Origin of the sequence: Aminobacterium sp., assembly GCF_034926885.1 — a bacterium.
Taxonomy (GTDB): Bacteria; Synergistota; Synergistia; order Synergistales; family Aminobacteriaceae; genus Aminobacterium.
On sequence record NZ_JAYFQR010000017.1, the window covers coordinates 87,881 to 100,956 of the forward strand.

Here is a 13,076-nt window from a genome sequence, read left to right on the forward strand (position 1 = left end):
TGCAAATGTCTAAAAAAGGGGCTGTACTTTCTTTGTATTTTGTATATTAGTCCCATGTAATTGAACGTTTTTTTGTATATGCTATAGATATGTAATTTATATGGAAATCACCACCTCCAGATGTTTAAGAGATTCCCCAGAAAAAAGAGAGTTCCTGAAGTGCCCTCAGGAACTCTCTTTCTAATTTTATCCAAGTAACTCTTTAAGCTCTGCCATCTTTTCTTTAAAAACAGCAATTGTTTCTTCGAGAGGTGCAGATGATGTCATATCTACTCCCGCATTTTTAAGAATATTAATGGAATAAGAAGAACTTCCCTGTTTCAAGAAATCAAGATAGCGGGTTCTTTTTATTTCCCCATCATTCAAAATCTGTTGTGAAAGAGATGTTGCAGCAGCATATCCCGTAACGTACTTATACACATAAAAGGCAGAATAGAAATGGGGAATTCGCGCCCATTCAATATCAATACGATTATCAACAGAGATAGACGGCCCATAATAAGCAACATTAAGATCATGCCATATAGTAGATAGACGATCTGCCGTAAGGGGATCTCCTTTTTCTGCCATAGAGTGAGATGTTCGCTCAAAATCTGCAAACATGGCCTGACGATATACAGTTGTACGTATCTGTTCAAGGAAGTAATTCAATAAATAGATTCGAGTGTTTCGGTCTGTAGAGTTCTCAATAAGATAATGAAGTAACAACGCTTCATTTGTAGTCGAAGCAACTTCAGCTAAAAATATAGTGTAATCCGCATAGATAAAGGGCTGATTCTTATGAGAATACCACGTATGGATAGAGTGTCCCATTTCATGAGCAATAGTAAAAACGTCATTAATGGTGCCATTATAATTCAGCAAAACATAGGGATGAGTTCCATAACTCCCCCACGAATAGGCACCCTTTCTTTTCCCCTGGTTTTCATAAACATCAATCCAGCCAGATTCAAATCCATGCTTTAAAATCGACAGATACTCTTTTCCAAGAGGTTCTAATCCCTTTAAAACCATAGAGCACGCCTCATCGTAAGAAATATCTTTATGCGGTTCATCAACGAGGGGAACATAAAGATCGTGCATGCGCAACTCAGGAACCTCGAGAACCTCTTTTCTCAAAGCCACATATTCATGAAGGGGAGCGAGATTTTCACGAATAGTATCTACAACAGCATCGTAGACCGACAAGGGGATATGATCTGAATCAAGAGCCCCCTCCAGACAACTTTCATATTTTCTTGATTGAGCATAAAAAAGGTCGCTTTTGACGCTTGAACTATACATGGCTGCCAAAGAATTTTTATACTTGCTGTACGTATCAAAAAGGCTTTCATAAGCGTCTTGGCGAACACGACGATCTTTTGAGCGAATAAACCGAATGTACCTTTCCTCACTGAGTTCCACTTCATTTCCCTTTTCGTCAACGACAGTGGGAAATTTCATATCTGCGTTGGTAAAAAGAGAGAATATCTCTTCTGGTCCTCGGGCCACTTCTCCAGCGCGAGCAAGCAACTCTTCCTCAGATTGAGAGAGAGTATGAGGTCTCATGCGTAAAATATTTTCAAAGAAAAAAGCGTATTTCTTCAAGTCCGAAGACTGGTTTATGAAGCTCTGCAAAAGACCATCTTCTGCAGATAAAATCTCTGGGGTATAAAAAGAAACAGCTGCAGACAATTTGGTAAGCAGAGAACCTGCCCTATCTGCCAATGCCTGATAGATTTCTTTTGACGTATCCTCATGACTTTTCATTACTGCGTATGCATAAAGCTTCCCCATTATAATTTCGGCATTTTCCATAAGTTGAATACTCTCAAACAATTTTTGGGGAGATTCGAAAAGATGCCCCTGATACTCTTGAAAACGAGGCAACATTTTTTCGAGATTTTTAAAGTCTTCTTCCCATTTTTCAATAGAAATATAAATATCCTCTAATTTCCACATATACATAGAATCCATATCTTCTCTTTTAGGGAGCACTCCGGAAAAAGCTGAATTATTTTCTTGTTGATAAAGCATCTTTACTCCTCCTGTTTAAAAACTTACTTTATTATATCCCTACAAAAAAACCCGCGAGGAAAGAAAGTACACCCCGCGGGATCTTTACTGAAAACGTACCTTTTATTTAATGAAAAACTTTCCTAATTTATATGCTTCTCCCAAATCAGAACCTAAAGCATAGTAGTGGCGAAATTTCGGAGAAAATATTACAGGCTGAACAAGAGTCGGATCTGGATAGCCATCATTGGCAAGACACTCTTCACTGGCCAATGCATTAAGGACCTCCCCAACAAACATTACATGAGTTCCTAGCTCAAGAGTGTGTACTAACCGACATTCAATGGAGATGGGAAACTCTTCAATATAGGGAGCATCTACTTTTTCTCCCCGAATTGGAGTAAGTTTGGTTTCCTCAAATTTATCATGATCGCGCCCTGAAACCATACCAAAAAAATCTGCTTCTTTCACATATTTATCAGACGGTATATTGACGGTAAAAGCCTTCCTATCCAGAATATTTTTGTAGCTATAACGAATCTTCTGCACAGAGATAGTTATACAAGGAGGCACAGAGCAACATATACCTCCCCACGCAGCTGTCATAACATTCGGCTTGCCTTTTTCGTCATAATTCCCGATAATAAGAACAGGTGCCGGATAGAGTGGCATCTGAATGCCAATAGTTTTTTTCATATTATTAACCTCCTCTCTCTTCATCCTTTTCATTATAACGTAAGGTTGAACCTAAAAATTCCTGCAGAAAAACGAGATTACACAAGGAAATTTAACGTTACTTCATATTTTAAGAAATAAATTGGATTATTCCCCTTTTTAGAAGGTCATGGGAACTTGCCTAACCAATGCTGACGTATATAATAATTACTGAAAGGTCAATAAAGGTCAGTATTTTAGGAGGTGGAGCTTATGAAACGATATTTAGCTCGGAGGCCTTTAGACAGAGTGTTTCCTTCAACTTTTTTTAGTTCTCCCATGGAGAATATGATGAAAAACATGTTTAGGAGTTTTGATGACGTGATGTCATCTTTCCCATGGAATGAAGAGTCAGCTTCGACATCCATGACTCCTCGTGGTGATATGTACAGGAAAGACGGCAAGATTATTGCGGAGCTTGAGCTACCAGGAGTAGATCCTGCCCAGGTCGACTTAAAAATCTACCACGATAGACTCGTTCTTAATGTGGTGAAAAAAGACGAACGGCAAATAGAAGACGAGAATTACTATAGAGCCGAAAGATACTATGGAAATATTTCCCGTATCTTGCAATTTCCCGAAGAAGTGGATCCGGAAAGTGCAAAAGCTTCGTACAAAAATGGTATTTTGACCATAGAAATCACAGAAAAGAAACAACCAGAAAAATATAAAAGTATTGAGATAAAGAACGAAGAGACCAACTAATGTAGGAAGGCGGGTAGATTATGGAATCTGCCCGCCATTTTTTACTTTTGAGAGGAGTGAAAGAATGCAGTATACGGAACCAGTAGAACATCTGGACAACACTACTCGTCGCTGCGCTATGGTGCTCAAAAGTTTACAGGAAGAACTAGAAGCCATTAACTGGTATAACCAGAGGGTTGCCGCTACTGAAGACGACGAACTCAAATCTTTACTGGGACATAACAGAGATGAAGAAATTGAACACGCGGCTATGCTCATTGAGTGGCTACGACGAAATATGCCTGGATGGGATAATGAATTACGCCAATATCTTTTTACAGAAAGGCCTTTACTCCAAGTAGAAGAAGGTGCATCCGACTCTCCATCGAAAACAGAGGAATCTTTATCAGGAACCTTGAATATTGGCAGTCTTAAAAGATAAGGAGGTTTCCTATATGGATATACTTCGAAGAACAACAAAAATGGTCAGTCAAGAGGCTTGGCATGAAATGGATGAGCAGGCCAAACGGGTTTTAGAATCGCACCTTTCAGCACGAAAGTTCATTGACGTTGCTCCTCCCAAAGGTTGGGATTATGCTGCCCATCCATGTGGCCGCCTTGAAGTGCAATCAGAAACGGAAACGACAAAAAATAACGTAGCCTACGGCATTCATCAGGTTCTCCCCTTAGTGGAACCTCGAATTACATTTGATCTTGATTTATGGGAATTAGACAACATAACTCGCGGGCTGAAAAACCCCGATCTCGCCCCTTTAGAAGAAGCAGCTCGAAATATTGCGATCTTTGAAGAACGCGCTATTTATGAAGGCCTACCCTCTGCTGGTATTGTTGGTCTTGCAGAAGCGGCTAAAGACAGAATGATGCCTATGACCGATACTTCTTCTGTACGAGGAATAATGGATGCTATCAGTTCTGCCCTTTACCGTTTTCAAAAAGACGCCGTAGAGGGCCCCTATGCTCTGGTAGCTTCTCCCGAATTATGGAAAATCATTTACTCTGTATCTGAATGCTATCCTCTTATTAAAAATATAAAGGAAGTCCTCAATGGTCCGGTTATTCTTTCCACACATGAGAAAGAATCTTTCCTTGTCTCCACACGAGGGGACGATATGGAACTTGTTATCGGACAAGATCTTTCTCTTGGGTTCGTTGGCAATGATTCACGTAAGGGAACATTCTTCTTTACAGAATCTTTTACATTTAGAGTAATTAACCCTGAAGCTATCATTCCTCTTAGAATCTCGTAGTTTTGTTTTAATATGGGAGGAGGTCTTCTACATACCTCCTCCCGATTTTGTAAGTTGAAGGGAGGATGAAGATGTGAAAATACTGACCAGAGATGATTTGAAGAATCTTTTAGAAGAAGGTCAGAAACCGTGCCTCTCTCTCTACATGACCAACCCAGCACCAGGAGATCCTCGTCAGGCTCAAATACGATTTAAAAGCTTACTTCAAAATGGTGAAAAAGCTCTTAAAGACCTCGGGATGAAAGATCAAGAAATTGATAACCTTCTTACTCAAGCCAAAGCATTGCTTTCTAATTCTGTCTTTTGGCAAAATCTCGAAAACGGTTTGGCAATGTTTGTTTCTTCTCAGTTTTTCGAGACATTCAACGAACCTTTTCCGTTTTCAGATATTGTGGTAACTGGTGAAAACTTTTATTTAAAACCCCTTTTCCCGTTGTTAAGTGGAGATGGTAAATTTTTTATTCTCGGTCTGAGTCAAAAAGGAGTCCGTTTGCTAGAAGGAACCCGCACGAGTATAAGAGAATTAAACGTAGAGAATTTACCTCAAAATGTAACAGAAGCACTTGGTTTCGATTCTCCTGAACGGCAACTTCAATACCCTGTCATTGGCTATAGTCCTTCAGGAATGAAAGGGACAGTAACCAGAGGCCAGGCTATGGGAGCCGAAGTAGAGAAAAAATATATTCTTAAATATTTTCAAACTATAGATAAAGGAATTTCAGACCTCCTTGAAGGGGAACATGCTCCCCTTGTTCTCGCAGGTGTAGATTATCTTCATCCCATATATAAAGAAGCCAATACATACGCCGATTTGCTAGAGGAAGGAATCTACGGAAATCCTGACACTTTTTCAACACAGGAACTTGGGGAAAAAGGTTGGGAAATTGCACATATCCACTTCAAAAAAGAAGAAAAAACACTGGCAGAACGATATGTGGAAATGAAGGGAACGGGTAAAACATCCTGTGACGTAGAAGAAACAACTCGTGCCGCTTTCACTGGAAAAGTAGATACTGTTTTTGTCGCCCTCAATCATCAGATATGGGGAACATTCGACGAAAAAACATTGCATACTACAATCCACTCTGAAAAGCAAGTCGGAGATATTGACTTGCTAGATTTCATAGCATCTCACACGTTGCTACGGGGAGGTCGAGTATATGCTCTTCTCCCAGAACATATGCCTGACACATCAAGCGTTGCATCTCTTTTCCGTTTCTAAAGAAAGTTTCTAGAAAATAAAATTGAAGCGGGATTTTTTCTGTCCCGCTTCCTTTATTTTCCTACTTGTATTTAGACACAAAAGGAATATAATCCGCTCAAGAAGGACCCGCGATTAGAAAGCGGATTTTTCCGCTTATAGGAGGGGAATAATGAGCCAAAAGGCTTATAAAGACGTTTAAGAACTTTTTAAATAAAGACCTTCCTCTTGGGGGAGAGAACTACTAAGAAACACAATCGGGGGTTAAAAATTATGGAAGGGTTATATGAAGAGGAACGAGAGAATCCTCTACCTCTCACGAAAAAAGAAGTAAACATTATTGGCATTACCTATAACTTACGTCAGGAAGCCCAAATGGGAGAACCTGATGACAAGTATGAAGAATATGACTGCCTGGAAACCGTGGAATCACTCTGTACAGAAGTGACCCGTCTCGGATTTCAGGTATTTCTTTTTGAACAGAATGAATTTCTCGTACAGAAACTTGAATCCGTTGCTCCGGATTTTGTATTGAATATAGCCGAAGGGTTAGGAAACTTCAGAGGAAGAGAGTCGCAGGTACCATGCATTCTCGAAAGTCTTGGCATTCCTTTTAGCGGTTCAGACTCCACATCTTTGGCTATAGGGCTGGATAAAGTTTTGACCACACACGTTCTTCGTGCCTCGAATGTTCCCGTACCGGAAAGCTACGTAGTAAGATCCACAGAAGACTTGGATAAAGCACGCCAGCTATTCTCCGTCAGTAAAAGATGCATAGTAAAACCTCGCTGGGAAGGGTCGTCAAAGGGGATTTTCCTCGACTCAGTTGTAAATACTCCTCAAAAAATGGAAGAGTGTATAGAAAGAGTCTGGAAACGCTACGATCAGCCTGCTGTAGTGGAGGCATTCTTACCTGGTGTTGAGATAACAGCTGGAGTTGCCGGGAATTCCAATCCAGAGTGTATTGGAATGATGACTATTTCGCCAGTAAACAAAACTAAAACCTTTTTGTACTCTCTTGAAGAAAAAAGAAATTATCTCGAGCGAATTCGATATAACGGTCCAGAAACAATCAGTGCCAATCTTCGGCAAAAAGTGGCTAAATTAGCAGTAGAAGCTTTTAAAGCCCTTGAACTTCGTGATATAGCACGAATTGATTTTCGCCTCGACGAAAGTGGAGAACCTCGTGTTATTGATATCAATCCACTGCCTGGATTGTCACCTGCATATAGCGATTTACCCATCCTTTATCGCCTTAGCGGAGGGGAATATACACATCTTATTAAAATGCTCCTTCGCGAGGCCTTCTCACGGTACAACTTAAGTGCCGCCTGCTTGAAAAAACAGGAACTTCAAAGAGAGAAGGCCCTATGATGAATACCAAAGAACAATCGATAGAACCTCCTGGTTGCGGTCAACGTCCAGTTTTCATAACTGCCGCTAAGGAAAATACTCTTCGTCAAGATCTTCTCGACAGCCTTTTATGTCGCGAAGAAGTTGGTCGTGCGCTCAGTTCTGAGGGGTATTTTGTCTACAATCTAGACATTTTTCAGGCTGATATGGCTCACCCTAAGCACCTTATAGAGCATCTTAAAAATGCAAATCCATTATGTATTTTTAATCTCTTTGAAGGTTTTGGATCTGCCCCATGGCTTGAAGCTACCTTCTGTGAACTTTTAGAAAAAAACCACATTCCCTACACAGGAAATCCATCATCAGCACTCCGCCTATGTATTGATAAATTTGCCCTTCAGTCTCAACTTAAAAAGGAGGGCATTCCCGTTCCGTTAACATATTACTTACAAACTAGGGAAGATATCGCGAAAATACATGAATTACGTTTTCCGTTGTTTATCAAACCTCGATCAGAAGACGGGAGCGTAGGTATAGACTCAAAATCCTTGGTCCGTAACGAGAAGGAACTTCAAGAAAGTGTTGAAGAAAAGCTGGAGATGTTCCCTAAAGGAATTCTGGCTCAAGAGTTTCTCTCAGGCTCAGAGTACAGCGTAAGTTTTATTGGCAATGCCCCGTTTAAGACAATTGCACTGTGGACCCTTGACTACAGCCGCTATCCAAACGTTCCAGCATATCTATCTTATGATGCTAAATGGGACGAAGAGAGCCCTGAATGGAATCTATGGCCTGAACATGTAGACCTTTCTGGCTCCATAAAGCAAAACATTCTCGCTATGGCCTCTTCGGCCGCAGAGGTCGCAGGTTGTAAAGGATATTTTCGCGTCGATATACGAGAACACAACGGGAATTTTTTCGTTATCGATATTAACCCCAATCCTGCTCTTACACGTGATAGCGGACTGGCCAGACAATATGTAAAAAATGGCGGAACCTATGAACAACTTGTGAGTGAGATACTCCAGCTGGCAATAGAGAACAGTGAAAAGAGGTCAGGTCATGAATAGCGGTCATCTCTCAATCGATGAATATCTTGCCATTGCACAAGCAACAAAGGCTTTTACAACCGAAGAATGCTCTGTATTAAAAGAAGTCCTTTTGGAATGGCAAGCCCATCCATCAAAAGATTATGTACTTTTAGAAGAATATCGAAAGGGAATTCTTGCTGGATTCCTCATTTACGGCGCTACTCCTATGACAGCATTCGCATGGGATTTGTACTGGATTGTTGTGAGCCCTGATTTTCAAAGACAAGGGATTGGATTAGTCCTTCAAGAAAAAATGGAGGCAGAGCTTCTCAATATTCATAAAAATGCGGTTATACGTGTAGAGACATCTGGGAAACAAGCATATGCCGGGCAACGTCACTTTTATGTGCATGCCGGATATGAAGAAAGTGGTCGAATCCACAATTTTTATGGGGAAGGTGATGACCTTGTCATCTACACAAAAGAAATTAAAACCTCGTGTTAAGTTAGAAAGAAAACCGATGCAATTAACCCAAGTTCGGAATCTGCGAGAGGAAGCAGGTGAAGAAAACTGGAATGATTGGCATTGGCAACTGGCAAACCGTATTACAAATGTAGAACAACTTGAACGAGTTGTAGAGTTGACGAAGAGTGAGTCGGCTACCATTAAACGTAGCCTTAACGTACTTAGAATGGCTATCACTCCATACTTCGCCTCTCTTATGGATAGGAATAATCCTTCGTGCCCTATACGTAAGCAGTGCATCCCCACACTGCAAGAAACGCTTATTGCTCAAACTGATCGTAGAGATCCTCTTCACGAAGAGATTGATTCACCTGTTCCCGGCCTGACTCATCGTTACCCTGATCGTTGCCTTTTGTTGGTTACGGATCAATGTTCCATGTATTGCCGACATTGTACTCGAAGACGCTTTGCTGGCCAAACAGATCATCCTCGAAGTGAAAAAGAGATAGAAGCATGCATAGACTACATTCGTAAAACGCCGGTAATACGCGACGTTCTTATCTCTGGCGGAGACCCTCTAACTCTAGCAGACGACTATCTCGAATCAATTCTTCGTGAAATACGGGCCATTCCCCATGTAGAAATCATTCGAATAGGAACTCGTGTTCCCGTCGTTATGCCAATGAGAATCACTGATACTCTCTGCGACATGTTGAAAAGATATCATCCCCTCTGGATGAACATACAGTTCAACCATCCTAAGGAAATAACGCCAGAATCTGCTGAAGCGTGCAGAAAATTGGCGGATGCCGGAATCCCCTTGGGAAATCAATCCGTACTGCTAAGAGGCATTAACGACTGTCCCTATATCTTCAGAGAACTCAACCAGCAGTTATTGAAGATTCGCGTGCGGCCGTATTACATATATCAATGCGATCTTTCACAAGGAATAGAACATTTCAGAACGTCTATTGGAAAGGGCATCGAAATTATGGAATTTCTTCGAGGACATACTTCCGGGCTTGCTGTTCCTACATTTGTTGTCGACGCGCCTGGCGGTGGAGGAAAAATTCCTGTAATGCCCAATTATGTTATTTCTCAATCAGATCGCAAAACAGTCTTACGTAACTTTGAGGGTGTCCTTACGGTCTATACTGAGCCAGATGACAACCAAAGTCGCTGCAACGGCCAATGCAGCTCTATATGCAATCATCAAAAAGAACTTTCGTCAGGAGGAGTCGCAACTCTTTTTGAACGGGAAGGAGCCTCAATGGAGCCTGAAAATCTTCCCCGCAAGAAAAGAAGTGAGATGTGGTCTTCAGAAAAGACAGAAAGGATGTAACTATGTTCAGAATTCGCCGAATCTACGATAACACGCTCTTGATTAACAAAGAAGCTCTTATTCAGATTCAGGCAATTTTGAGACAACAATTTCCAGGACTGACGTCAGAAGAAATAGAAGCACTCCCTTTTAGAATCAGGGATCAATTAAAATATGGATTTCAAACTATACTTTTTGTAGCAGAAGGGGCTCATCGTAAGGTTCAGGGTTTTGCTTTGACTCTTGTGGATCCCCTTCTTCACTTTATGTATCTTGACTATCTTGCAGCCGCAAAATTGACAACAGGGCGAGGCATAGGAGGAGCTCTATATGAACGAATACGACAAGAAGCTCTTCTCTTAGAGTGTCGCGGAATATTTTTTGAATGTTTACCTGATGATCCTGCCATTTCCAGAAACCCAGAGATACGAAAAGAAAATAGAGCCCGCCTCCACTTCTATGAGTACTTTGGCGCCCGCCCCATAATCGGAACTCGCTATGAAACACCTCTCAAAGAAGGGGGAGACAATCCTCCATATCTTGTCTTTGATGATTTGGGGCAAAACCGACCTCTTTCAAAAGGTCTAGCCCGACGCATTGTACGAACAATACTTGAAAAGAAATACAAAGGAATCTGTCCACCAGAGTATATAAGTATGGTCGTTAACTCATTCAATGACGATCCTATACGTTTACGTCCATTTGTTTATATAAAAGAAGCACAGGCATCCTTACCTGTTCGAAATATTCCAGATGATGAAAAGATAGCGCTACTTATGAACAAAGAACATATTATTCATCATGTACATGAAAGAGGTTATGTCGAATCCCCTGCTCGCATTGGTCGAATTCTTTCCCATCTAGAGAAAAGCGGGCTTTTCAAAGAAGAAAGACTTCGCCCTATACCTGATTCATGGCTTCGTAATATTCACGATGGAGATTTTTTAGACTATCTTAAAAAAGTATGCACATCTATAGGCAAAAATCCGTCAGTCTATCCTTATGTTTTCCCCATACGAAATGCAACCCGACCTCCCAAAGAACTTGTTATACGTGCAGGATACTATTGTATAGATACATTTACACCTCTAAACGGCCCTGCATGGCAAGCGGCCCGTCAAGCAATAAACTGTGCCATTACTGGAGCCAAGCTTCTCGAAGAAGGCCATCACCTTGCCTATGCCTTAATTCGCCCTCCAGGCCATCATAGTGAACGAAGAGCCTTTGGAGGGTTCTGTTATCTAAATAGTACAGCCGCTGCAGCCCAGTATCTCAGTCATAGGGGTACGGTAGCCATCCTTGATATTGACTATCATCACGGCAATGGACAACAAAATATTTTCTACAAAAGAAATGACGTCCTCACAATCTCGATTCACGGTCACCCATCCTTTGCCTATCCCTATTTCAGTGGATTTGAAGATGAAAAAGGGGAAGGGGAAGGAAAGGGATATAACGTTAATATTCCTTTATCGGAGAATATTGACGGGGAAAAATATGGAGAGGCCCTTCATCGTGCCCTCAAAATAATACGCCGCTTCTCTCCTTCCTTTCTTGTTGTAGCTCTTGGATTCGATACTGCACAAAAAGACCCTACAGGAAGTTGGAACTTAACGGCTAAAGATTTTTACGCAAATGGCAGAGATATTGGTAAGGAGAAATACCCTACTCTTGTCGTTCAAGAGGGCGGATACGATACCAAAAGGATAGGAATAAACGCCCGTTCCTTTTTTACAGGTTTATGGGAAGGAACATTTTTTAGATAAAAGACAGGAGGCACAAACAATATTCATGCCTCTTGTCTTTAAATCTTCTTATTCAGCGGATCGAAACGACTTCATAAAAACCATGGGAAGAGCAAGAAGAGGAAGTGCCGCAACCACAAGCATTGTGCTGGTAATTCCAAAGACATCGCCCAACTTTCCTAACGGCCCTGTCAACAAATTGGCTACCCCCCACGATAATCCCATAACAATGGAACTCGCCATACCTCGAGAATGAGGAACCTGTTCCTGAGCTACTGCCGCCGTTATAGGCATACTTGAATTAAGAAGAGATGTTCCCAGAATATATAATATTATTGATGTTTTTCCACCTATATAAGCAGCAGGAATCATACAGATGGGACCAGCGATAAGAACAAATATAAGAACTCGAACCTTTCCCCATCTATCAGAAAGTTTACCGCTAATAAGCATAGCAATTGTGCTACACAGCATAATCAAAAAGAGAATAGTTCCAACCATACTAATGTTGCCGCCTTCAGAAACAATACGGATGGGGAGAAAGAATCGAATTCCCTGGCTCGTTGCATCTCGCGCCATAGAAACCATCCATACTGGATAGATTACTCCAAGCACTGAAAATAAAGAGTGAAAAAGTCCCCCCTGATTCTTAGGGAACTCGGCCGCTTCTTCACTTAAAACAGGCATATACCGATAAATAGCAATCGCGAGAATAAGAACAGGTACAATGGCAATATAAGGGATTTTCTCTACCCCCACTATTTTTGCCAAAGCAACTGCAAAAAGAGGACTTATCGTTACTCCTATATTTCCGGCAACACTAAAAATTGCCAATGAAACGGTTAATTTTTCCTGAGGAACAACATGTCCCACTCCTCCATGTCCCTGAGGATGAAAGGTGGCACTACCTACTCCCCAAAGTCCCACTAAAAAAAGAGCCATTCCATACGTAGGAGAACTTGGAAGAAAGGTTGCCCCGAGACATGTCAAGATGGGCCCAATCATAACTAAGTATGAACGTGCAGTCCGATCTGAAACATATCCGAGTAATGGCTGAAGAAAAATATGTATAATACCAACCACAGAATTAAGTAATCCCGCCTGAGCCATAGTAATACCAAGTCGAGATATAAGAGTTGGAACAAATGTCGGGAGAAACGCTGCATAAAGGTCATTGAAAAAATGTCCAATCGAAAGAAGAGAAAGTTTAAATTTAGGACGATCCACACATACGGTTCTGTCTATCATGATTTTTTGCCCCCTGAATAACAAAAACTTTTTATATCGTAACACGTCTTAAT

The 13,076-nt window shown here is 41.1% G+C and carries 12 protein-coding genes; 9 read left to right on the plus strand and 3 right to left on the minus strand.

Features of this window, described 5'->3' with window-relative positions; genetic code table 11:
• Window positions 1-186: 186 nt before the first annotated feature.
• Window positions 187-2,016 carry an oligoendopeptidase F gene (gene pepF / locus VB083_RS07925; protein WP_213699477.1) on the minus strand — a complete coding sequence of 610 codons (1,830 nt, stop codon included), beginning with the start codon at window positions 2,014-2,016 and terminating at the stop codon, window positions 187-189.
• 102 nt (window positions 2,017-2,118) lie between these two features.
• The gene (locus tag VB083_RS07930) at window positions 2,119-2,691 is read right to left on the minus strand and encodes a flavin reductase family protein (RefSeq protein ID WP_213689955.1); all 573 of its coding nucleotides are present in this window, start codon (window positions 2,689-2,691) and stop codon (window positions 2,119-2,121) included.
• Between the two features lie 231 nt (window positions 2,692-2,922).
• Here VB083_RS07930 and VB083_RS07935 point away from each other — a divergent pair, with 231 nt between their 5' ends.
• From VB083_RS07935 to VB083_RS07975, 9 genes are all read left to right on the plus strand, one after another.
• Window positions 2,923-3,414: an Hsp20/alpha crystallin family protein gene (locus VB083_RS07935; protein WP_213699475.1), complete on the plus strand. Its 492-nt coding sequence runs from the start codon at window positions 2,923-2,925 to the stop codon at window positions 3,412-3,414.
• 64 nt (window positions 3,415-3,478) lie between these two features.
• On the plus strand, window positions 3,479-3,835 hold the full coding sequence (locus tag VB083_RS07940) for an encapsulin-associated ferritin-like protein (protein ID WP_213695251.1): 357 nt from the start codon (window positions 3,479-3,481) through the stop codon (window positions 3,833-3,835).
• A 13-nt stretch (window positions 3,836-3,848) separates the two neighbouring features.
• Window positions 3,849-4,661 (plus strand): family 1 encapsulin nanocompartment shell protein, encoded by an 813-nt coding sequence (locus VB083_RS07945; protein WP_323401938.1) that lies wholly within the window; start codon window positions 3,849-3,851, stop codon window positions 4,659-4,661.
• Window positions 4,662-4,734: 73 nt separating this feature from the next.
• A complete protein-coding gene (locus VB083_RS07950; RefSeq protein ID WP_323401939.1) occupies window positions 4,735-5,883 on the plus strand; it encodes a hypothetical protein in 1,149 nt (382 codons plus the stop codon).
• A 252-nt stretch (window positions 5,884-6,135) separates the two neighbouring features.
• Window positions 6,136-7,236, plus strand: a complete 1,101-nt coding sequence (locus VB083_RS07955) for a D-alanine--D-alanine ligase family protein (protein WP_323401940.1) — start codon at window positions 6,136-6,138, stop codon at window positions 7,234-7,236.
• Window positions 7,233-8,282 (plus strand): D-alanine--D-alanine ligase family protein, encoded by a 1,050-nt coding sequence (locus VB083_RS07960; protein ID WP_213695250.1) that lies wholly within the window; start codon window positions 7,233-7,235, stop codon window positions 8,280-8,282. Before VB083_RS07955 ends, VB083_RS07960 begins: the two co-directional genes overlap by 4 nt.
• Window positions 8,275-8,748 (plus strand): GNAT family N-acetyltransferase, encoded by a 474-nt coding sequence (locus tag VB083_RS07965; protein ID WP_213689962.1) that lies wholly within the window; start codon window positions 8,275-8,277, stop codon window positions 8,746-8,748. Before VB083_RS07960 ends, VB083_RS07965 begins: the two co-directional genes overlap by 8 nt.
• A 16-nt stretch (window positions 8,749-8,764) precedes the next feature.
• A complete protein-coding gene (gene ablA / locus VB083_RS07970; RefSeq protein ID WP_323401941.1) occupies window positions 8,765-10,051 on the plus strand; it encodes a lysine 2,3-aminomutase in 1,287 nt (428 codons plus the stop codon).
• 2 nt (window positions 10,052-10,053) lie between these two features.
• A complete protein-coding gene (locus VB083_RS07975) occupies window positions 10,054-11,796 on the plus strand; it encodes a histone deacetylase family protein (RefSeq protein WP_323401942.1) in 1,743 nt (580 codons plus the stop codon).
• 48 nt (window positions 11,797-11,844) lie between these two features.
• Here the strand turns inward: VB083_RS07975 and VB083_RS07980 are convergent, their stop codons facing one another.
• Window positions 11,845-13,023, minus strand: a complete 1,179-nt coding sequence (locus tag VB083_RS07980) for an MFS transporter (protein WP_213689965.1) — start codon at window positions 13,021-13,023, stop codon at window positions 11,845-11,847.
• Between the last annotated feature and the right edge of the window lie 53 nt (window positions 13,024-13,076).

Excerpts from the sequence above, each read along its gene's own strand:
- pepF (WP_213699477.1), bottom strand. The coding sequence starts at position 2,016 with ATGCTTTATCAACAAGAAAATAATTCAGCTTTTTCCGGAGTGCTCCCT.
- VB083_RS07930 (WP_213689955.1), bottom strand. The coding sequence starts at position 2,691 with ATGAAAAAAACTATTGGCATTCAGATGCCACTCTATCCGGCACCTGTT.
- VB083_RS07935 (WP_213699475.1), top strand. The coding sequence starts at position 2,923 with ATGAAACGATATTTAGCTCGGAGGCCTTTAGACAGAGTGTTTCCTTCA.
- VB083_RS07940 (WP_213695251.1), top strand. The coding sequence starts at position 3,479 with ATGCAGTATACGGAACCAGTAGAACATCTGGACAACACTACTCGTCGC.
- VB083_RS07945 (WP_323401938.1), top strand. The coding sequence starts at position 3,849 with ATGGATATACTTCGAAGAACAACAAAAATGGTCAGTCAAGAGGCTTGG.
- VB083_RS07955 (WP_323401940.1), top strand. The coding sequence starts at position 6,136 with ATGGAAGGGTTATATGAAGAGGAACGAGAGAATCCTCTACCTCTCACG.
- VB083_RS07960 (WP_213695250.1), top strand. The coding sequence starts at position 7,233 with ATGATGAATACCAAAGAACAATCGATAGAACCTCCTGGTTGCGGTCAA.
- VB083_RS07965 (WP_213689962.1), top strand. The coding sequence starts at position 8,275 with ATGAATAGCGGTCATCTCTCAATCGATGAATATCTTGCCATTGCACAA.
- ablA (WP_323401941.1), top strand. The coding sequence starts at position 8,765 with ATGCAATTAACCCAAGTTCGGAATCTGCGAGAGGAAGCAGGTGAAGAA.
- VB083_RS07975 (WP_323401942.1), top strand. The coding sequence starts at position 10,054 with ATGTTCAGAATTCGCCGAATCTACGATAACACGCTCTTGATTAACAAA.
- VB083_RS07980 (WP_213689965.1), bottom strand. The coding sequence starts at position 13,023 with ATGATAGACAGAACCGTATGTGTGGATCGTCCTAAATTTAAACTTTCT.